Here is a 20,843-nt window from a genome sequence, read left to right on the forward strand (position 1 = left end):
TTGCTCTTACCCGCATGGGCGGCACCACCGTGTGCGTCGGCGCACCGGCGTTAGAAGAAGGGATTAGCCTGCCCAATGTGGTGTTATTTGCCGCTACCGAGAAAAAACTCTGCGGCTGCCTGCTGGGCTCCAGCAACTCCATTTACGAAATTCCCCGCCTGATTCGCTTGTGGCGTCAGGGGTTATTAAGCATGGAAGAGATGATCACTTCGCGCCGCCCCCTGAGTGAAATCAATGAAGGGTTTGATGATTTGGCTAATAGCCGTGGCATCCGCACCGTGATAGAAATTTAAATAAAGCGTGGCTGGGGATACTCTCATCAACCGGAACCCAACTCTCATTGAGACTACTACTATTGAGAATAGCCCCAGCCACACCCTAGCAGATCGCAGCCGTAGCGCCCGATCATCACAGTAAAACGCTTAATTAAACAATTACACCTTCAGATTCCAGAATTCGGTTGTTACACTTATTCTAACGCTTTAATCTACCTGCCTTTTTATTCAAGCAATTAATCGCTTAATACAGTCTTGGAAATTCATGATTCGCTCGCTTACCCCGCTCGCTGCCCTCCTAATTTCTGATGCCCTGGTTTTGCTTGGACACGGCTTATTACTGACATTGATCCCTGTTTCTGCCAGTCAGCTAGGGTTCTCTGATTTTCAGATAGGTTTAACCGGCACCGGCTATTTTGTTGGTTTTGTGACTGGCTGCCTGGCAACCCCTTACGTGTTAAAACGAGTGGGGCATATTCGTACTTTTGCTGTGCTTGCTTCAGCCTATACAGCGTTTATTTTATTTTTTGCTTGGAGCCAAAGCTTTGCTGGCTGGATGTTCCTGCGTTTTATGATTGGCGCGATAATCGCTGGTATTTATATGATTATTGAAAGCTGGTTAAACGAACGGGCTGACAAAAACAATCGCGGGGCGATCTTGTCGTTTTACGCCATGATGAATCTCATGATGATCACGATTGCCCAGCAACTATTAAACTTGGGTGGGGTAAACCCAACATTGTTATTTGCATTGGCGGGCATCTTTTTATCGCTGTCTATTGTGCCAGTATCACTGACTTTAGCGCTGGCACCCGCCCCTATTCACAAAGTGAGTATCGACTTTACTAAAGTCTGGAAGCATTCACACATTGGCATCATCGGTTCAATTTTTTCCGGTCTGATCACCGGTTCATTCTGGACACTAGCGCCCATTTACGCAAAAGATAGTGGCCTCACGACCTTTCAACTAGCAAACTTTATGTCTGCAGTCGTACTGGGTGGGGCATTGTTTCAAATTCCATTAGGCAGATTTTCTGACAAATTTGACCGTCGTTTAATCCTGATTTTTATCGCACTAGCTGGGGCTATTATTTCCCTGCTTACTTTTATTGCCTCGTTTGAAAATTACTATGCAGGAGCAGTTTCCACTTGGCTGGCATTTATATGGGGAGCTTTTAGCATGACAATGTATGCCATCTGCTTGGCACACGCCAACGACAATGCTGATAGTGCCGACTTTGTCGATATCGGCAGCGCCATGCTGATCACCTATGGTTTAAGTTCAGCAATTAGCGCACCGATTGCATCTGCACTTATGGGCATGCTGGGCCATCAATATTTATTTGTTTTTATGGGGACCAGCTTTGCGATTTTTTGCGTTATCCTAATTGCTCGCCGTAAATCCCATGTATTACCAGTGATGGCAGAACACAACGGAGAATTCCATTCAGTAGCCGGCTTGACCACCCCCGAGGCTTATAACCTTGACCCCCGTGCTGAAGAGTTAAATGAAGCCGTGCCAGCAAGCGAATTGGAACGGGAGTGGGCCGATGTCGATGCAGACTACCATGATAATATTGATAAAAAGACGTGATTGAAGTTCAGTAGTTCAACAGCACTTTAAGGCCCAAGTAAAAACCGGACAAAAAACCCATCGTCGTGCAGCACCAAGTCAGACAAACTTTATTACTGTTCGCCAAGTTTATACAGACACCTAATAGTTTTAGGCTCAGTTACTTTGTTAAAACCTGATAATTACCATTGCTGCACTTATAGCTTAATGCTCCGTCAATAACTATCGCCTTGAATGTTTTAGCATTTGTGCTGATGGTACTTTTAAAATCAGCAGGCTGCGTCCAAAATAATCCAGCAGGTAACCACATTACAGTGCTTAAATGACCAAAGCTATCCGCACTGCATCCAATTTCAGCTGCGCGCCCTGTAAATACCGCTGCGCTTTAACATTGACTGCTTTTAAATAATCCAATTCTTGCTGACGAATATTGGGGTTCACTTTCGCCAGTGCTGTGAGTCGTTGCAACTCCGCGGTTTGTTCTGACTGCATCGCTTCTGCCGCAGAAGTCAGGATATTGTCTTTCTGCTGTTCGGCTAACTGCTCGGCGGTATTAACCATGGTGCTAATTTGCGGACGGGCATGACGCACTAAATCCTGAGCACTGCGCTTGGCCACTTTCTGACCCAGCTTTTCCAAATGCGCCGTTGTTAATACATTACTCAAATTACTGTTATTGCTGTCTACAACAATACGCACAGGGGTCAGAGGCAAATGCCGCTGTAATTGTAATTCCCCCGGAGCGGTACACTGCACGATAAAAATAGCCTCCAAAATAACCGTGCCCGCTTTGAGCGGCGGTAATTTCAAAGTACAAAAAGCGGTGTTGCCAAAATCGCCACTGAGCACCATATCCATGGCGCCGGTAACCATCGGGTGCTCCCAACTTAAAAACTGCATATCTTCGCGGGACAAAGCCACTTCCCGCGAATAGGTAGCGGTCACTGCATCATCAGTTAAACCAGGGAAAGTATGATTAATCATATGGTCACCGGGCCGCAAAATAACCGCCGCCGCACTGTGATGCTCCTGATCGACACCAAACTGATCAAACACCTTTTCCATATAACCGGTCAATTCTTGCCGCCGCTCTTCTTCGACCATGGCCTCAACAATGGCATCGGCCTGTTCATGGTTACAGGAGTTAAGTTCTAACAATCGATCCCGGCCTTGCTGTAAGGCCTGCAAGGTTTCAGCTGTGCGCGCCTTGGTGTTTTCTATCAACTGTTCCAATTCTGCGGATTGTTCCTGTTGCGTCAAACACTGCAGCAAGGACTGCTCAAACTCCTGATACAAAGCTAAACCGGCGGGGCAAGTCCGCTCAAACGCATTGATACCTTCGTGATACCAACGCAGTAATACCTGCTGCGCACTATCCTGATAATAAGGAACATGCAACTCAACAGTGTGACGCTGGCCGATGCGATCAAGACGACCAATACGCTGCTCCAACAAATCGGGGTTTAACGGTAAATCAAATAACACCAGATGATGAGAAAACTGAAAGTTTCTGCCTTCACTACCAATCTCGGAGCAAATTAATACCTGCGCGCCCTCTTCATCATCAGCAAAATAAGCAGCGGCCCGATCACGAGCAACTAAGGATAAGCCTTCATGGAATACCGCTGAATGCACGCCGCCACGTAATCGTAAATGCTCTTCCAAATCCAGTGCGGTATCAGCCTTGGCACAGATCACTAACACTTTCTCGGAGCGGTGCTGTTTCAACCAATCGCTGAGCCACTCTACCCGTGGATCTTCAACAATCCAATTGGGCCCTAATATAAATTCCGGGGCTAATTGCTGTTCAATCGTCACCGCATTGGCATCCGCACTGCTGCAGGCCGCTACATAACGCGCTGGTGACACTAAGGGATAGTGTTGTAAACAGCGCTCGGGGAAACCGGCAACTGAGGAGCGGGTATTACGGAACAATACTCGACCAGTGCCATGCCGATCCAGTAATTGTGAAATAACAGCCTCGACTGCTAACGTAAACCCAGCACCATCATCGCTATTAATTGCCGTTGCTAACTCTGCAACGGTATCTTGCCCCAGATAATCGGTCAATTGCGCTAACAGGTTGGCATTGTTTTGCATCCGTTGCTGTGCATCTTCTGCCAATAATTCCTGTACCAGCGCATTCACCGGCTGGTGATTTTTTTCTTCTTCAATAAAGGTTGGTAAATCGTAATAACGGTCGGGGTCTAATAAACGCAGACGGGCAAAGTGACTGGCTACACCTAATTGCTCAGGGGTGGCGGTTAACAATAATAATCCTCGCGCTTGCTTGGCCAAGGCTTCAATCGTGCTATATGCCGGACTGACTTGCTGCTCACTCCACTCCAGGTGGTGAGCTTCATCTACGACCAGTAAGTCCCATTCCGCCGCCATCGCCTGCGCGTGCCGCGCAGGATTGTCACGCAAAAATGACAAGGTACAGAGGACTAATTGCGCGCTATCGAAAGGATTAAAATTATTATCGGCATGATCATCCATCATAAAAGGATCATCGAACTCCTCAGATAAATCTCCAAACTCTTCCAATCCCTGACAGCGCTGCTCATCCAAAATGGTAAAAAATAAATTAAAGCGGCGCAGCATTTCAACCAACCACTGGTGCAACAAACTATCAGGCACTACCACTAACACCCGCTTGGAGCGGCCAGTAATTAGCTGTTGATGAATAATCAAACCCGCTTCAATGGTTTTACCCAAGCCCACTTCATCCGCCAGTAATACGCGTGGTGCGTAACGGTTAGCGGCTTCGCTGGCGATATAAAGCTGGTGCGGTAATAACTGGACCCGCGCGCCTAACAAACCGCGGACGGAAGATAGTTGCTGATGGCGAATCTGCTCCAGCGTTTCACACCGCAGGCGAAAGGCGCGGTTTTTATCAATTTGCCCGGCAAATAAGCGGTCTTGCGGTTTGCTGAATTGAACAAAACTGCTCAAATCCAATTCCGGCACAATCACCTGCTCGCCATTCTCATCAGTGGCGTTGTAGATAAAACAACCATTATTGTCGATCACATCCACGATAGTGACGGCTTGCTCGGACTCCGTCATGACCTGCTGCCCCACTTCGTATTGAACCCGGCTGATCGGCGCATTTTCCATCGCATAAGTACGCTGTTCTCCCGCGGCTGGAAAACTGATTTCAACGCGGCGATTGGCAATTTCAACCACAATGCCGAGGCCTAACTCTGATTCGGTATTACTAATCCAGCGCTGGCCGGGAACAAATACAATAGTGGACACTAAACTCTCTCTACAACTTTAATACTGGGGATTTATCAGGAAGGTGATGGACGCGGATGATAAGGGATAAGAAAAGCGACTTCAAAGGTTTTATCTGTCAGATTAAGTCGCTAAGCTAGCGCCCCTAATCATTATTTGAGGTTGTAACGCTCCATGGATATTGGCCAGCAAATGCAGCAGCTCTATCAACAATTTGGCGAGCTACCAGGAATTACCATTGAATTGCATAAGGAATTACTGGCGATCAATATTGAGAACGATATGGCGCAGGCAACTGTTTTTCTGCAAGGCGCCCAACTCAGCCACTTCCAACCCAAGCAGCAGGCTCAGGCGGTCATCTGGTGCAGCCCCGACTGTGACTACCGTCAAGGTCAATCACTGCGAGGTGGCATTCCCGTATGCTGGCCTTGGTTTGGCGATCCCAGCCGCAACCCGGAAGCAGTACAACAATTAATGGGCGCTGAGCCACTTAGTGCTCACGGCATAGTTCGCAATCAATTATGGGATCTCAGGGCGATAGAAATTGTTAATACCGGACATACCCGCTTAACGTTATCTCTAACAGTGGAAAATGAGCCTGCCTGGCCTTATACATGCCAACTACAACTCATGATTGATATCAGCGATCAACTTCAACTGCACTGGCAAATAACCAACCTCAGTCAACAAACGCTCTCGTTTAGCGGCGCGCTGCACAGCTATTTTGCCGTCAGTAAAATAAGTCAGTTAGCAGTGAACGGCTTGGAGAATCTCAATTATATTGACTGTCTCGATCAGTGGCAGCTCAAATCTGAAGCTGAACCGGTTATCATCGACCGGGAAGTGGACCGTATTTATCAGCAGTGCAGTAACAGGGTTTCCCTACTCGATAGCGGTTGGCAACGGCTGATACACATCGACAGCCAAGGCAGTAATAGTGCGGTGCTGTGGAACCCATGGATAGAAAAAGCCAAACGCCTGTCTCACTACCCTGATGATGCCTATCAAGCCATGGTGTGCCTGGAAACAGCTAATATAGTTGACGACATGGTGACCTTGGCAGCAGGCGCTAGCCACCAATTAAGCATAACTATTAGCACCGAGTCACTAGCAATAAACCATTAGCCTCAAAGCCATTAAATTAGCCCCGACAACAGAGCAAGTAAAATGATCGAGCCAATCAAAACGTTTTTAAGGCTGGAAAGTGCCAGCGGTATATTATTAATTGCCGCGACAATCCTGGCCTTGTTATTTGCCAATACCCCTTTGGAAGCACTCTACGTCGGTTTTCAAAATATCCCGGTCGAAGTACGGGTTGGCGCATTGCAAATTGCCAAGCCCTTGTTGCTTTGGGTTAACGATGGGCTAATGGCCATCTTTTTCTTTTTAATCGGACTGGAATTAAAACGCGAACTCGTAGATGGCGAATTATCCAAACCCGGTAATATTATTCTTCCCGCCGTGGCCGCCGTCGGTGGTATGGCGGTACCTGCGGCAATATACAGTGGATTCAATTGGCATGACCCCATAGCCATGCAAGGCTGGGCGATTCCTGCCGCCACCGACATCGCCTTCGCCTTGGGGATTCTTACGCTACTGGGTAATCGCGTGCCCACTGCCTTGAAAGTGTTTTTAGTATCACTGGCCATTATTGATGATATTGGCGCCATTATTATTATCGCGCTGTTTTACACCTCTAATTTATCGGTAACCTCACTGACTATCGCAGCTGTCTGCCTGGCAGTATTGTTTATCCTTAACCGCAAAGGGGTCACCGATATTCCGGCCTATATGGTGGTGGGCTTAATCCTGTGGACTTCGGTATTAAAATCCGGGGTCCACGCCACGCTGGCAGGCGTGGCTCTGGCATTTTTTATTCCCTATAAAGACGGACATGGTGGCTCGCCGGTAAAAATGTTAGAACATAGCCTGCACGGTACAGTCGCTTTTTTTATTCTGCCGCTATTTGCATTTATGAATGCAGGGGTCGCCCTCAACAGCGATGCTATTGCGCAAGCACTCACCCCTATCCCCTTAGGCATTGCCCTGGGCTTATTAGCGGGCAAACAAATTGGCGTATTTGGGTTTAGCTGGGTTGCGATCAAACTCAAGCTGGCGCCGCCGCCAAGCTTTAACATGAGCCAGCTATACGGCATATCCATATTATGCGGGGTAGGCTTTACGATGAGTTTATTTATTGGCTCACTGGCTTTTGAAGAAACCGGAGCAGGCAATTTATCCGTAGACCGCCTGGGCATATTGGCAGGGTCATTTTTATCAGCAATTTTTGCCTATATGTATTTATGGCTCACCCTGCCAAAGCAAGGCAAAGATGAGGCCTAAGTTTGATCATTCATAGACCAGAGCAATAAAGCGTACCAATAAGGCAGCTTAATTCCGTGCCGGTAATTTCGACAACATGGCCGGAATTAAATCAGCAAGTACATCACTGACTTTTTCGGCGCCTAGATCACTATCTTCAACAATTTTATTAGCCGTAACCTGCCATAATAATTTATCGGTTTTCGGCTCAGTCAACATAATATCCAATATCGACTCACTAATTTGTGCAGGAATATAGTGGTTATAAACTTCGGTATTACTCAAATCCCTTGTACATTCCAGGCAGCATCCGCTTCATTAGTCGGCGAAATCATTCCTCCTTGATCAGCTTTCACCTTGCGCGCAACCCGATACTCAACAATGAAATCAGCGTCTTGCCTGGCTGTTCTGTTAAACCCTTTCTGCGCTAACACCTGATCGACATTTTGGCGCAGAAAACGATCGATATTGTAATACCTCCATCTCGACCAGCATGTTCGGGCGACTTTATAGCCTCTGTTTCCCAGGCGTAGGTCTGGTAAGACGACGCAGTGAATTGATGTGCAGGATCAACCTTTATATGAGTGCTGATACACGCCGTTAATAAACTCAATAGCATGACCAGTAATACAGTCCGTGATTTTAACGCCAATGACTTCAATTTAAATAGTTTCAACGCTGACTCCTTTAGCCACATCAATAAACAGGCTGTTATATTAACCCGTCAATCACTGAACAGCGAGAGCTGTCGGCCACCATCACTCACCATCTCTTGAAAGCGCACCCCCAAACCCAATAAACGTACAGGCAAACCATCGCCGCGCAAACAAGACTGCTGACATAGATCATTAAATACGCTGATGCGTGGGCTGCCCTTGGTTACACACTCCATCGTTGTTGATTGAAAATTATTAAACTTCACTTTTACGAATTGCTTGGAGACTAGATACTCTTTGCCCAATCGCGCCAAGCGCTCGCTTAACTTATTAAATAGTTGAGGTAGCTGACTAACGCAGCCAGTAATGGTGGGTAAATCGCTGGCATAGGTATGCTCAACACTCAATGACTTGCGTCGACGGCTTATTTGCACTGGCCGATGATCAATACCATAACTGAGTTGATGCAGCCTTGGGCCAAAACTGCCGAAGCGATCAGACAATTCAAATACATCAAAGCGCCGTAAATCACCGCACGTATCAATACCCAGACGATGCATCTTATCCGCCGTCACCCGCCCCACACCGAATAAACGCGCTACCGGTAATTGACAAACGAACTCGTCAACCTGTGCCGGCGTCACCACCCACATACCATTGGGTTTATTCCAGTCACTGCCAATTTTAGCTAGAAATTTATTAGGCGCGATGCCCGCTGATACGGTAATCCCCACTGTTTCGAAAACGCGTTGTCGGATCTCTGTCGCCATCAACGTCGCACTACCATGGCAAAAAGGCGATTCAGTGACATCTATAAAGGCTTCATCCAATGAGAGTGGCTCCACTGATTCAGAATAATCGTAAAAAATCTCACGAATTTGCTCCGCTGCCTGTTTGTATTTATCCATGCTATGGGGCAATACCAGTAAATCAGGGCATAAGCGTTTTGCCGTTGCCGTCGCCATAGCCGAGCGCACACCATAGGCACGCGCTTCGTAGTTACAAGTAGAAATCACACCACGACGATCCGCATTGCCACCCACTGCTATAGGACGACCACGTAATGAAGGGTCGTCACGCATTTCAATGGCCGCAAAAAAACAGTCCGCATCGCAATGAATAATCTTGCGCGAACCGTAATCGCTCATACTGGGTAAATTATCGGGTGAAAACAGCATCATTTCCGGAACCACATTAACTGTATATAAAAACAGTATAACGAGTCTTATCCAGATTACTAGCCTCAATAGCTGGCTGCTGACGCCGCGATTATTAACTTACTGTATGTGTTGTTAATACCCGGCCCTACGCTGACAACCTGCTGCATAAGTAAGCGCCATTCGGGCCTGGGGCCAATACATGAAAGCAATCTCCCCGAAAGCGCTCAAGCCCGTTATAATCACCCCCGTTCAATCCTTCACCCCTAATATCGGAGCCATCCATGTCACTCGGCAGTTGGGATCCCCAAGCAGAACAAAACAGCACTGATTTTCACATTGAGCCCTCAGTGTTAAATACATTTATTGCCCTAAGTGAAAATAATCAGCTCGATCAACTCAGCCAATACCTCCCCCTGAACAGCAACAGCAACAAGCCCAGTTAATGCAGCAACGCAAAGCGGATTGGTTTCATGTCGCGTCGACGCTAAGTGATGAGCAACTACAACATCTAATGCGATTTTTCACAGTGGCAGAGAGTTTACCAGGCTGGGAAGCCGGCGATAATTCACCGGTTATCTGGTTGGGAAAAGTATTAAAACAGCGTGGCACAGGGATCAGCCGGGAGCTGGTATTGTGGATAAAAGCCAATAGCAGCAATCAATTCTTGCCCCATGGCGCGTTGCTATAGTCATCGCCATCAATGAATTGGCCTATTCGACTATCAAATTTCATTAGTCGGGATATTTTGCTACTTTGCGGTTTTACTAAAAAACCAATCGGGTCATACCCAAGCTCTGAAATCCGATCAAATTCACAGGCCAATCCATCGTTATTACTTACCGCGGTTATTAAACTGCTCCAGCTGCTCAGGTGTTGCTTCAAGTTGGTGCTTGTCTTTCCATTGCGTATACGGCATCCCATAAATAACTTCTCTGGCCTGATCATAGTCCACCACAGTCCCTTGCTCCTCTGCAGCAGCCATATACCATTTAGATAAACAATTGCGGCAAAAATTAGCCAAAATCATTAACTCGATATTTTGTACCTGCTTATTTTCATCCAAATGCTGTATTAAACGACGAAACACTGCTGCCTCTATTTCAGTACGTTGTTGATGAGTTAAATCTGCGGTCGCGTCTTTCATATGCCTAAAACCTTTCTGGGTGGATTTGCTTTTTACTAAGGCCGTGAATTATATCATGATAAAAATAAACGCCTGAGTAATCGGCAATTGATTGTGGTCAATAATAAAAAGCCATTTAGGGAATAAGACGATTTTAATTTTAACAATTGAACCTAAATCAATAAGAAATCGAAGATAACAGCCAAAAAAATTAAATTAATCATCATTTTTTCTATTTTTTATACCAACTTTTTTTAAAGTGGTTATAATTCGCTCGGTTTTATCAACACCTTTAATCGATGTAAGGAAGTAAAAGAAATGCCAGTAAATTCTGTCGCTCAACTAGAGAAAGAAATCGCCCAGCTTCAAGCCCAATTGGAAAAAGCTGTAGCAAAAGAAGCAACTAATGCTGCCAAAGCTGCTGACAAAGCTGCCAAAGCCGCCGCCAAAACCAAAGCTGCACTTGCTGCTGCAGGTAAAAAACTAGCCGCTGCTCGCAGCAAAGCTAAAGCCAAACCAACAGCGACGGCCAAAGCACAAGTGGCTAAAGCTCGCGAAGCGGTTGCTAATGCAACAGCTGCCAACAATGCCGCTAAAACTGTCGCTAAAGAAGCTAAAGCCGCTGCTACTACTGCTAAAGCAAGCGCTGCAAAAGGTGCCGCCGTTGCTAAAGCTGAAGCTGCTGCACAGAAAGCTTTAGACAAAGCTGCTGCTGCTAAAGCCAAGAAGGCTGCTGCTAAAGCTAAAGTTGCTGCCAAGAAAGCAGCAATTAAAGAAAAAGCCGCTGCCAAAAAAGCGGCTGTAAAAGCTAAAGCCGCTGCCAAGCAGGCCGCTGCTAAAGCCAAGGCAAAAGCCAAAAAAGCCGCTGCTAAAGCTAAAACTGCCGCTAAAAAAGCCGCAGCAAAAGAAAAAGCAAAGGCCAAGCAAGCAGCTGCCAAAGCCAAGAAGACTGCGACTAAAAAGCCTGCCAAGAAAAAAGCAAGAAAAGCTAAAGCTGCCAAAAAAGCCGCTCCGGCTAGCTAAGTAAGCCTTCAGCAACTTAAAAAAAGGCCAATGAGAGCAATCTCATTGGCCTTTTAATTTAAATCTATTTTACACCTTATAGACAGGTCAACAGCCCTTTATCACTCACGAGGTTACTTCCGCGCGCTCAGTTTAATCGTGCTGCGGCCATTGCCACCCACTTTACACTCCGCTTGATACTGCAACGTTCTACCGCTGGGATTTAATGCATCAAAAGGAATAACCGCTAAATATCCACTTTCGTCATTCCCTTCCAATTCCGGTATTTGCTGATGTAACACTTGTACATTGAGCATTGTTTTGGTTTCACGCTTCAGCTCCCCAATACAAACCTCAACAATCGCGGCGGTATCGATGGCAGTAACCACTTCCGCCACGTCTTCCTCATCAACCAGGCAAGATGCCTTGAAATCTCGCTGATTGCCATCCGGATCATTCGCTTTAAATGGAATGACCATACTAAAACGACGACCTAGCTCTGTCTCAATGGTTTTCTCTTTACTAGGCTGCTCAGCAACTTCAACGGATTTCATTAATAAGGTTTCTGTTAGCAAGCTATCTTTACAAATGGTAAATGCACCACTGGGTAATAATTCCAACCCAATCTGTGCATCCCCTTCGGCGCTTAATTGGCAATCGGCCTGATAACGTATCACCGACCCTATACGATTCTTGACATCAAACGGAATTTTATAATAAAAACCCCTCAAATCTGGCAGCGCTTCAATTGCTTCGTCATCAAATTGAATCCGGCCATAGAGTACCGTTTCAGCACGTACTTCATCACGGCAAATGGTTAACGCGCCGGCACTTTCCAATACTAATCGCGCCTCAACATCTCCTTGTTCTGCCACCTCACATTCAATTCGGTAACGCACATCGTTGCCCAAGTCGCTTTTAGCGGTCATAGGGAGACGGTAAAAGAAACCACCATTGCGAGGAAAAGGTTTAGAAATTTCCTGCTCAATAACGCTAACGCCATCCAGCTCATCGGTTAATTTGGTTAACTGATTGCGACAGATTTTCAATGCTTTGTCTGCATCTAGCCCCGCCTCTTCAACCTCCACCGCTTGCTGCTTTTTTTGTTCTGCTCTGGACACCTGCTCAGCAACCATGGTTGGTGCCTCGCCTGCTACCGGAAACTCATAACTGAGGGTATAACTTTTAAATCGACTATCTCTGCAAGTAATGACGAAGTAATAATGATCTGCGGTATTTTTTCGAACGATCATCTCTCCGCCTAACACATCTACACAGCGCTCGGTTCGCTCGGCATCACGTGCAGCTGCTAATAACTTGGGTTTCACTGCCTTGTATTTTTTGGGTAACCAGATACGACTTTCATCCAGCGCCCAGCATTGGCCGCTAATAGCCACCGTTGTAATAACACTAAAAATTAAAGTAATTCTAGGGAATAACACGAGTTAATACTTTCCTTACAGGGATCCAATGATCAGTATAGACAATAAGCCAGGGCACCTCTGAACTAATTAGCAAAGGGCGCAACACTTTTAAGAATAAGTTGAATGAGTTTAGTTTGGCGAGTCAAACCCGTTTTGGAAAAAACCGAACTGAGGTGCGATTTAGCTGTATTGCGCGATACCTCAAGTTCTTCGGAAGCTTCATCCAGTGTTAAACCATTGGCCAATAACAATGCCAGCGCAGCCTCAGCAGGAGTGAAACCAAATAAATCCGCCAGAATTTGCGCTGGTACTTGCCGGCGCTGATTGGGATCACTGATAAAAATTGCGACTGAGGGGTTTTCTTTCCCTTCTGAAGAATCCACTAACGGCAAAGGCCTTAACAGCAAACCTAAACTGTTAGCAGCCTCCGAAGCACCAATTCGGAAAGCTTTAACAAAACCGGGTTCAGAACTGCGATGGGCTTGCAGCACTTGTTCCAACACTTGCCGAAAGGCTTTATCTTCGCTGCGCTCCCCCACATATAAACGGCCAGCTTTGACGCGTAATCTATCATTGGCTGCCAGCAACTGCCGTGCGGCTTTATTAGTGTTTAATACTTTGGCCTGATCATCAAGAATAACCGTCCCCATCGCTAATTGATCGATAGCATCAGCATAAAATTCCCGCTCGCGTTCAGTGCGCTTGAGCTGCGAATGCAGCACGATAGACTGCTGTAGATGCGGCAGTAGCAACTGGCACAACTCAATCTCTTGCGAAGAAAAATCATCACAGCCTGTCGGCCGGGTAATCCGCAGACGTGCATTTAAACCGTCAGCGGCAACCATATCAGCGCCCATATTATGAAATACGCCTACCGGCTTCATATATTCCTGATAATACTCGGTTTCAAATAAGGCCTCACGAGGCATAAATTGCGCCAGTGTCACTACCTTTCCAGCCGGCAAGTTTACAAACGGATCCAGCTCGAAATAACTGTGTTTGTAAATTTCGCGAATATTTTCAGAGGCGACCACGGCATTTAGAATTAACCCCGCATCCCCAACTTTTGGCGGGCGCAACAACAGGGTAGCGTAATTTGCCTGCATGGTCTGTCGCAATAACTCTAAGAAACCATGCCATGGCTGATGTTCCAGCGGCCCTTGATAGATGGCTGTAATCAACTGATTGACGAGAGGGGAAATAAATTGAGCGCTCACAACATCCAACTTCGCTAACTAATGACGATGCATTGTCGCGGCTGGGCAATCGGCAAGTCAAGGTGAACCTTGTGGCATCCTCTCCTGCGCGTCTTGCGCTCGAGACATACCACTCATCCTGAGCATAAAAAAGGCGATGGTGTTTAAACCATCGCCTTAAGTTACTGCCAGAAAATTAACGGATATTAATGATAGCCTGCGTAACAGTATCCGCAGTTTCAATCGTCTTCGCATTGGCCTGGAAGTTCCGCTGAGCAACAATCAACCTGACCAATTCTTCTGATAAATCCACATTAGATTCTTCCAGCGCACCGGATTGGATAGCACCTAAAGTACTGGTTAGCGGCGCACCCACCACCGGCTCTCCCGACTCAAAGGATTGCGCCCACGACGTTTCGCCCAAAGCACTTAAACCCTGTTCATTGGCAAAGGAAGCCATCGCTACCTGGCCTAAAATTAATGCCTCACCATTGGTATATCGAGCAAAAATTTCGCCGGTACTGTTAATTTCCAATCCGCTTAACTGCCCGGTAGCGTAACCGTCCTGATCAACTGAGGAAACGGCAAAGTTACTACCAAATTGAGTAGAGGTACCTATATCGACAACAAAATCAGAGTTACCCGTTGTCGCAGTAGTACTTCCATCAGTGGAAGACTGGTTAGCACCCGCCGGATTCCAGTTATCAATAGTTAAGACATCCGGAATAGAGCTTTGCAAAGTACCATCTGTAGCAAAAACTAAATCATAATGCACTTGAGAAGCAATATTTGTAGCTCTTACCAAAGCGCTGGCAGTATTTGCAGCAGCAGTTTGTGCAGTGCTATCCAACGTAGCTGCCAGCGCCAATGCATTTGCTGAAGCAGTAGCCGCCAACAAAGCCGAAGCAGCAGCATTATCGACATCCGCCTCACCAGCACCTGGACCCGCTATCCTCGCTGCCTCAGCAAAGGCTTCAGCATTCACCGCCTCATCCCGTGCCGTTGTAGCTGCTGCGGTCAATGCTGCATTACCTGTAGCTACCGCGGCTGTAAGCGCAGTATTGGCAGCGACCACCAACGCCTCAAGCTCTGTCTCCAGCGCCGCTACATCACCAGCCACAAAAGGAGTTGGCACTGCTGCCGCTGCTGCATTAGCAGCCGCCGTTGCAGCCAAGCCATCAACCGTCGTAGTTTGCGTCGCTGCATCAGCAGTCAATACAGCTGTAGCCTGAGCGACAGTATTATTAGTGGTTGCTGTCGCCAAATCTGCTGCTGCCAGTGTACCGCCATTATTCAGAACATTTTGTAAATTACCATTTTCATCAGGAATATAGGCATACATACGCCATGCATTATCAGTATCAGACTTTACATAATAGGTAGACAACACATGTGACTGACCACGGCTATCAAAAATCGTTAGAGACGTAGAGCTATTAAACGTGTCTGCGTCATTAGGATCAAAAGTACTGATAACTGGCGGGTCGTTACGGGCATCAAGATTGAAAAGCAAATCAACTTCTGTGGTAGGCGATGGCGCCAAATCACTCACTGCAACTTGCAAATCATCCGGGGTGCCACCAACACCGGTACCAGAACCTGTCGGTAAAAAGCCCTGTAATCGCGATCCACTATTATTGGTGATATAGCCTTCTTCATTGAGACCAAAATACCCCGCTCGGGTAAAAGCTGTCGCGCCACTCTCTTCAGCGACAATAAAAAAACCGGTGCCATTAATCGCCAGGTCCAAACTATTGTCGGTAAACGAAACGTTACCCTGGTCGAACTGTTGTGCAATGGCATTGACCAACACACCACTACCGGCACTATTACTACCGCCACCCACTAACGAGTTGGCGTAAACATCACCAAACTCAGCACGAGAACGTTTGAAGCCGGTGGTACTAGCATTAGCAATATTATTACCGGTAACTTCAAGGTCCGTATTGGCGGCACGTAATCCACTAAGCGCAGTATTAAAAGTCATGGCTGAACCCCTTTAAGGTTGTATTAATCTATAAATTGAATTTGATTTACAAAATTTCTCGTACCGAGGAGATAGACACTGGCCCAACCCCCGCGACATTTAAACTAACAGCGCCATTGGCACCAACGGTGACACTATCGACATTGTGACTAAGTGCAGTATTGAGCTGTACATCATCGCCACCAAAATTGGCATACGCCTCAAAACGGTAATTACCTGCGGGTAATTGTGTGCCTTCAATATTGCCGTCCCAGGCAAAACTCATTGGACCAGCTTCCGCTGCACCCAATAACTCTTCGGCGACCAATTCGCCTTCTTCGTTATAAACATTAACTTTTAAATCATCGGTTGTTTGCGGTACATCAATAGTCCCTGCAATCAAACCTTCATTGCCCAAGTAAGAAGTATCAGAATTAACGATAACAAAACGACCAACCATTGCTGATGCCTGCAACGCCTGATTGGATTGCAAACTGGATTCAAAGGAACCCACGAAATCACCCATCGTATTATTCAGTTTATCCAGACCCTCAACCGAACTAAATTGTGCTAGCTGCGCAACAAACTCACTGTTGTCCTGTGGATCCAGTGGATTTTGGTTACGCATTTGCGTCACCATCAGCTCAAGAAAAACATCCTGACCCAGCTCTTTACTTTTCGGCTCAGCCGCATACTTTTCCTGTACCGAAATATCGCTTAACAAGCCGGTTGAAATTGCATCTGTCATGTCACTTGTCCGTTTATTTAAACGTTAATCTGTTAAGTTCTATAAAATTTACTGACCCAGCGTTAACACCCGCTGCATCATGGTTTTGGCAGAATTCATTACTTCCACATTAATTTGAAAAGAGCGCGACGCAGAAATCATGTCGGCCATTTCTTCCACCACATTCACATTCGGGTAATAGACATAACCATCTTCATCAGCTTTCATGTGGTTAGGTTCGTAGCGGCGCTGCAAGGGAGCATCCGATTCAACAATGCCACTCACCCGCAAGCCCATGGAGGCATCGTCATCCACTGAAGGCATTACATTAAAATCATCGCCATGCATTAAATCCCGGCGCATGGTTTCAAATACCGGGTGTCTGGCCCGGTAAACTTCACTGGTATTGCTGCTGGCAGACTGGGCATTGGCGAGGTTACTGGCCGTGGTATTCAGCCGAATACTCTGTGCCGACATCCCCATACCGGCAATATCAAATACACTGCTTAACGACATTACATGTCTCCTTTAATAGCATTGGTCAGGCCTTTAAACTTGCTATTCAATAGCTGAAAGCTGGCTTGAAAATCCATAGTGTTTTGCGCGTAGCGGCTCATCTCGCCCTGCTCATCGACGGTGTTACCATCAAGCGAGGGCTGCATGGGATTGCGGTACATCAGCTCAGGTTCAAACAGGTTATTCGAGCCGCCGATGTGACGACTATTGGTGGCGACGATGCGGGTGCTGCCGGGGGTATTGACCATCTGGCCTTTTAATACCGATTTAAAATCCATATCCCGTGCTTTGAAGTTAGGCGTATCGGTATTGACCAGGTTATTAGCCAGTATCTCTGCACGCTTGGCACGGACATGCAGTGCTTTTTCGTGAATACCTAATGCGGATTGAAAGTTAATAGCCATCTGCTGTTGCACACCTTGCTGATTTAAAGAATCTCAACAGGGATATAGCAAAGGCTGTGCCAGACTTTCAAGACATTGATTTTAAAGGATTTAATAATATACAGAAGGGAAAAGCGGCAAATGGATTCCGCCCTATTTAATCACAGCGGCAAGAGTGGCAACCACCTTTGCCACCAGCTAAACCTAGCATCTAGCATCTAGCATCTAGCATCTAGCATCTAGGATTATCACTTGGCACGATAGATAATACCGGGGTTACATTGCACCATCTCATAAAACTCACCAACACCCGATAAACCTTCAGAGGCGCCAAGGATCAGATAGCCACCCGGTTTTAATGTGCCATGAATACGGCGCAGGATATCAACCTTTAAATCCGGTGAAAAATAGATCAACACGTTTCTGCAGAAGACAACATCAAACTTACCCAGGGACAAGAAACTATCCATTAAATTCAAGGCCTGAAAACGTACTGCTCGACGAATATCGGATTTCACCCGATAGACATCACCGCTAACCGGTTCGAAAAAACGGCTTAATCGCTCCTTGCTCAAACCACGTCCCAATGAAAGCCCATCGTACTCGGCTTTTTTACACTGCTCCAACATTGACTTGGAAAGGTCGGTGGCCACAAATTCAACCGGATGCTTCAGCCCCCCCTACCGGAGTTGCGAAACTCTTCCACTAACATACTCAGCGAATAGGGTTCTTGCCCTGAAGAACAGGCTGCAGACCAAACCCGAATAGTGCCTTTGCTGTCTTTTTGAAACTCAGGCAATAGCCGGTCTTTAAAAATAGTAAACGGGTGAGAATCGCGAAACCATAATGTTTCATTGGTGGTCATCGCATCAACCACAGCTTCTTTCAAACTGCGTTGAGAAATCTGTTGCATGCACTGCACCAGCTCAGTCAGGCTAGCTATCTGTTTCTCAGCCATTAATTTATTCAGTCGGCTGGAAACCAGGTACTGTTTATTTTCTCCGAGAATAATGCCGCAAGCATCCTCAAGAAAATCTCGAAATATTTTGTAATCTGCTGGTGAACTAGCAACCATTGGCGGCCCTGAATCAGATGATCGAATGCTGGTCTAAACTATCGAAATTTAGACTTCTAAAACCCATTGAATTGACTGACCCGAGTAGTAGCGACAGTAAATTTAAACTTAGTTGTCCAGACTATAACCGGACCCCTCAAGCGGGCGCTAATCTATCATTATTAACTTACGGCTGATATAGGTAAATCAGCCTATATTCAGCCGATTAACCACCAACGGCTTTAATTCGATCGGTTACCATTGTGGCTAACTGATCGGGATTAAATTTCGCTAAAAAATTATCCGCGCCGACTTTTTTCACCATCGCCTGATTAAACACACCACTAAGCGATGTGTGTAAAACCACATGTAAATTAGCTAGGCGTGGATCGCTTCTAACAGCAGCGGTTAAAGTGTAGCCATCCATCTCGGGCATTTCGATATCGGATATCATGACTAAAAATTTCTCGGCGACATTTTCACCGGCGTCGGCTAACTCCAATAAATAATTCAATGCCTGACGACCATCATTCAATAGTGTGGTTTCTACACCTACTGTTTCTACACAGCGTTTGATCTGTTTACGGGCGATACCTGAGTCATCCACAATAAGTACGTGCATAGCCGCCGCGGCCTGAGTAGCTTCCTCCGTTAAAATATCCTCAGATATTTCTTCATGCATCGGTGAAACTTCCGATAAGATTTTTTCTACATCGATTATTTCAACCATCTTTCCGTCAACTTCCGTCACCGCGGTTAAATAGTGCTCAGTGCCTGAACCCTTGGGTGGTGGATGAATATCCCCCCAGTTCATATTGATAATACGCTCAACCCCTTGCACCAGAAAACCCTGTGTAGCGCTATTGTATTCAGTGATAATGACAAAGCGATTTTCGATATCGTCTAACGCCTGCTGACCGGTAGCCAGGCTCAAATCCAAGATTGAAATAGTGCCACCACGAATGTGGGCAATACCTCTAACGACAGGGCTACTCTGGGGCATCATGGTGAGCTTGGGACACTGCAAAACCTCTTTAACCTTAAAGACGTTAATCCCGTATATTTGCTCGCCTGCCAACCTGAACAATAACAACTCAAGGCGGTTTTCACCCACCAACTGAGTTCGTTGATTCACGCTCTCAAGAACGCCCGCCATAGCTATCTCCTAAATCAATTCATATCTGTGGCAACGGCAAAGCCGCCACAGCGAACTAGTCATTACCTAACCCACAGCCTGCAATACCTATACTGGGCATAGTTATTGCTTTGATTAACTACCAGATAGATAACCGACAGTTTATCGTCGCCATGACCCGATATTAGTCTATCGGCACCAGACAGTAACTATTTAATCATAAACACTTAAAGTGCAAGCAGCGCACGGTGCTAAGCCGTACCGCCAACTACTTAGAGCATAGGTCAAGATAATGAGAGTTCGTAGTTTTTTACTACTTTTAAGCCTTTCGCTAAGCCTATTTGGCCCACAGGCCTCTGCAGCCGTGGGCAGTAAAACTATTGAAGATCGTGCCGACCAGTTTTTGCAGCTCCACATCGTGGAACTACAAGCCTTCTACGATGATGCGGTGCGTATTGAGTATCAAATAAATCCACTGGATCCACGTCTGGCGATGGCTGACTGCCCTAGCCCCCTTGACGCTAAACTAAAGTCACGCAACACGATAGGTAACATAAACCTGAAGATCAGCTGCCCCGATGGTCGGCCATGGTCCCTATACATTCAAGCCAAAGTGAGCTTATTCCGCTCGGTTGTCACGGCCGTAATGCCAGTACCCAGAGGTGCCCGCATTAGCGCAGAACATGTAGAAATGCGCGAAGTCGATACCAGCCGATTGAATGGCAGCTATTTCATCAGTCTTGACGAAGTGCTGAATATGGAAGCCAGCCGTAATCTGCGAGCCGACAACGTCGTTATCGCCAGTTACATCAATCCACCACTTGTCGTCAAAAAGGGCGAAATGGTGCAAATGACCGCTCAAAGCAGCGGTTTAATGGTGAAAATTTCTGGTGAAGCGCTGATGGACGGTTATTTAGGGCAACAAATTAGTGTACGAAACAATCAATCAAAACGTGTGGTTGAAGCAAAAGTCAGTGCCCCCGGGCAGGTAACCATCAATATGTAAATAGCCCCTTTGAGCGCTCTAGAGCAGCCATTGAAAGCACTAGTTGAAAGCTGAAATATGCTAAAGTTAGCAGCGGCTTTGCCGA

At 46.5% G+C, this 20,843-nt stretch carries 22 protein-coding genes; 8 read left to right on the forward strand and 14 right to left on the reverse strand.

From position 1 onward, the window contains the following. Positions 1 to 14: 14 nt before the first annotated feature. A complete protein-coding gene (locus UNITIG_RS23765; protein ID WP_200821387.1) occupies positions 15 to 293 on the forward strand; it encodes a hypothetical protein in 279 nt (92 codons plus the stop codon). A 247-nt stretch (positions 294 to 540) separates the two neighbouring features. Beyond that, positions 541 to 1,869, forward strand: a complete 1,329-nt coding sequence (locus tag UNITIG_RS19340) for an MFS transporter (RefSeq protein ID WP_101759982.1) — start codon at positions 541 to 543, stop codon at positions 1,867 to 1,869. A gap of 297 nt (positions 1,870 to 2,166) precedes the next feature. Here UNITIG_RS19340 and rapA read toward each other — a convergent pair whose 3' ends face one another. Beyond that, positions 2,167 to 5,109, reverse strand: a complete 2,943-nt coding sequence (rapA, locus tag UNITIG_RS19345) for an RNA polymerase-associated protein RapA (protein ID WP_101759983.1) — start codon at positions 5,107 to 5,109, stop codon at positions 2,167 to 2,169. A 153-nt stretch (positions 5,110 to 5,262) separates the two neighbouring features. On the opposite strand from rapA, the gene UNITIG_RS19350 reads away from it, so the two are divergent. Further along, the gene (locus UNITIG_RS19350; protein ID WP_101759984.1) at positions 5,263 to 6,213 is read left to right on the forward strand and encodes a D-hexose-6-phosphate mutarotase; all 951 of its coding nucleotides are present in this window, start codon (positions 5,263 to 5,265) and stop codon (positions 6,211 to 6,213) included. Between the two features lie 42 nt (positions 6,214 to 6,255). After that, on the forward strand, positions 6,256 to 7,431 hold the full coding sequence (gene nhaA / locus UNITIG_RS19355) for a Na+/H+ antiporter NhaA (RefSeq protein WP_101759985.1): 1,176 nt from the start codon (positions 6,256 to 6,258) through the stop codon (positions 7,429 to 7,431). Between the two features lie 48 nt (positions 7,432 to 7,479). Here nhaA and UNITIG_RS19360 read toward each other — a convergent pair whose 3' ends face one another. From UNITIG_RS19360 to dinB, 3 genes are all read right to left on the reverse strand, one after another. After that, positions 7,480 to 7,695, reverse strand: a complete 216-nt coding sequence (locus UNITIG_RS19360) for a hypothetical protein (protein WP_101759986.1) — start codon at positions 7,693 to 7,695, stop codon at positions 7,480 to 7,482. Continuing rightward, complete coding sequence (locus UNITIG_RS23170) at positions 7,692 to 7,844, reverse strand: hypothetical protein (RefSeq protein WP_159931227.1); 153 nt, start codon at positions 7,842 to 7,844, stop codon at positions 7,692 to 7,694. The genes UNITIG_RS19360 and UNITIG_RS23170 overlap by 4 nt, the downstream gene beginning before the upstream one ends. Positions 7,845 to 8,134: 290 nt before the next feature. After that, entirely contained in the window at positions 8,135 to 9,247 is a 1,113-nt protein-coding gene (gene dinB / locus UNITIG_RS19370) for a DNA polymerase IV (RefSeq protein ID WP_101759988.1), read from the reverse strand. A gap of 260 nt (positions 9,248 to 9,507) precedes the next feature. Here dinB and UNITIG_RS23175 point away from each other — a divergent pair, with 260 nt between their 5' ends. Beyond that, complete coding sequence (locus tag UNITIG_RS23175) at positions 9,508 to 9,669, forward strand: hypothetical protein (RefSeq protein WP_159931228.1); 162 nt, start codon at positions 9,508 to 9,510, stop codon at positions 9,667 to 9,669. Beyond that, on the forward strand, positions 9,669 to 9,914 hold the full coding sequence (locus UNITIG_RS19375) for a hypothetical protein (RefSeq protein WP_101759989.1): 246 nt from the start codon (positions 9,669 to 9,671) through the stop codon (positions 9,912 to 9,914). Before UNITIG_RS23175 ends, UNITIG_RS19375 begins: the two co-directional genes overlap by 1 nt. Before the next feature lie 144 nt (positions 9,915 to 10,058). Here UNITIG_RS19375 and UNITIG_RS19380 read toward each other — a convergent pair whose 3' ends face one another. Then, complete coding sequence (locus tag UNITIG_RS19380) at positions 10,059 to 10,370, reverse strand: DUF1244 domain-containing protein (RefSeq protein WP_101759990.1); 312 nt, start codon at positions 10,368 to 10,370, stop codon at positions 10,059 to 10,061. A gap of 297 nt (positions 10,371 to 10,667) precedes the next feature. On the opposite strand from UNITIG_RS19380, the gene UNITIG_RS19385 reads away from it, so the two are divergent. Then, on the forward strand, positions 10,668 to 11,372 hold the full coding sequence (locus tag UNITIG_RS19385) for a hypothetical protein (RefSeq protein ID WP_101759991.1): 705 nt from the start codon (positions 10,668 to 10,670) through the stop codon (positions 11,370 to 11,372). 113 nt (positions 11,373 to 11,485) lie between these two features. On the opposite strand, the gene UNITIG_RS19390 is transcribed toward UNITIG_RS19385, so the two are convergent. The 9 genes from UNITIG_RS19390 to UNITIG_RS19425 all read right to left on the reverse strand — a co-directional run bounded on the left by UNITIG_RS19390 (position 11,486) and on the right by UNITIG_RS19425 (position 19,773). Further along, positions 11,486 to 12,793 (reverse strand): hypothetical protein, encoded by a 1,308-nt coding sequence (locus UNITIG_RS19390; RefSeq protein WP_101759992.1) that lies wholly within the window; start codon positions 12,791 to 12,793, stop codon positions 11,486 to 11,488. A 65-nt stretch (positions 12,794 to 12,858) separates the two neighbouring features. Then, positions 12,859 to 13,992, reverse strand: a complete 1,134-nt coding sequence (locus UNITIG_RS19395) for a helix-turn-helix transcriptional regulator (RefSeq protein ID WP_145999239.1) — start codon at positions 13,990 to 13,992, stop codon at positions 12,859 to 12,861. A 175-nt stretch (positions 13,993 to 14,167) separates the two neighbouring features. Further along, positions 14,168 to 15,958 carry a flagellar hook protein FlgE gene (locus UNITIG_RS19400; RefSeq protein WP_101759994.1) on the reverse strand — a complete coding sequence of 597 codons (1,791 nt, stop codon included), beginning with the start codon at positions 15,956 to 15,958 and terminating at the stop codon, positions 14,168 to 14,170. Positions 15,959 to 16,004: 46 nt separating this feature from the next. Next, the gene (locus UNITIG_RS19405; RefSeq protein ID WP_101759995.1) at positions 16,005 to 16,685 is read right to left on the reverse strand and encodes a flagellar hook assembly protein FlgD; all 681 of its coding nucleotides are present in this window, start codon (positions 16,683 to 16,685) and stop codon (positions 16,005 to 16,007) included. Between the two features lie 48 nt (positions 16,686 to 16,733). Continuing rightward, entirely contained in the window at positions 16,734 to 17,180 is a 447-nt protein-coding gene (gene flgC / locus UNITIG_RS19410; RefSeq protein ID WP_101759996.1) for a flagellar basal body rod protein FlgC, read from the reverse strand. After that, a complete protein-coding gene (flgB, locus tag UNITIG_RS19415; RefSeq protein ID WP_101760336.1) occupies positions 17,180 to 17,584 on the reverse strand; it encodes a flagellar basal body rod protein FlgB in 405 nt (134 codons plus the stop codon). Before flgB ends, flgC begins: the two co-directional genes overlap by 1 nt. 227 nt (positions 17,585 to 17,811) lie before the next feature. After that, complete coding sequence (locus UNITIG_RS25335; RefSeq protein WP_304528933.1) at positions 17,812 to 18,216, reverse strand: protein-glutamate O-methyltransferase CheR; 405 nt, start codon at positions 18,214 to 18,216, stop codon at positions 17,812 to 17,814. Positions 18,217 to 18,233: 17 nt separating this feature from the next. Next, positions 18,234 to 18,638, reverse strand: a complete 405-nt coding sequence (locus UNITIG_RS25340; RefSeq protein ID WP_304528934.1) for a CheR family methyltransferase — start codon at positions 18,636 to 18,638, stop codon at positions 18,234 to 18,236. A gap of 205 nt (positions 18,639 to 18,843) precedes the next feature. Continuing rightward, a complete protein-coding gene (locus UNITIG_RS19425; protein ID WP_101759997.1) occupies positions 18,844 to 19,773 on the reverse strand; it encodes a chemotaxis protein CheV in 930 nt (309 codons plus the stop codon). A gap of 271 nt (positions 19,774 to 20,044) precedes the next feature. Here UNITIG_RS19425 and flgA point away from each other — a divergent pair, with 271 nt between their 5' ends. After that, entirely contained in the window at positions 20,045 to 20,758 is a 714-nt protein-coding gene (gene flgA / locus UNITIG_RS19430; protein WP_101759998.1) for a flagellar basal body P-ring formation chaperone FlgA, read from the forward strand. The last annotated feature ends 85 nt before the right edge of the window (positions 20,759 to 20,843 follow it).

The organism is Oceanicoccus sp. KOV_DT_Chl (assembly GCF_900120175.1).
In the GTDB taxonomy this organism is placed as follows: domain Bacteria; phylum Pseudomonadota; class Gammaproteobacteria; order Pseudomonadales; family Dasaniaceae; genus Oceanicoccus.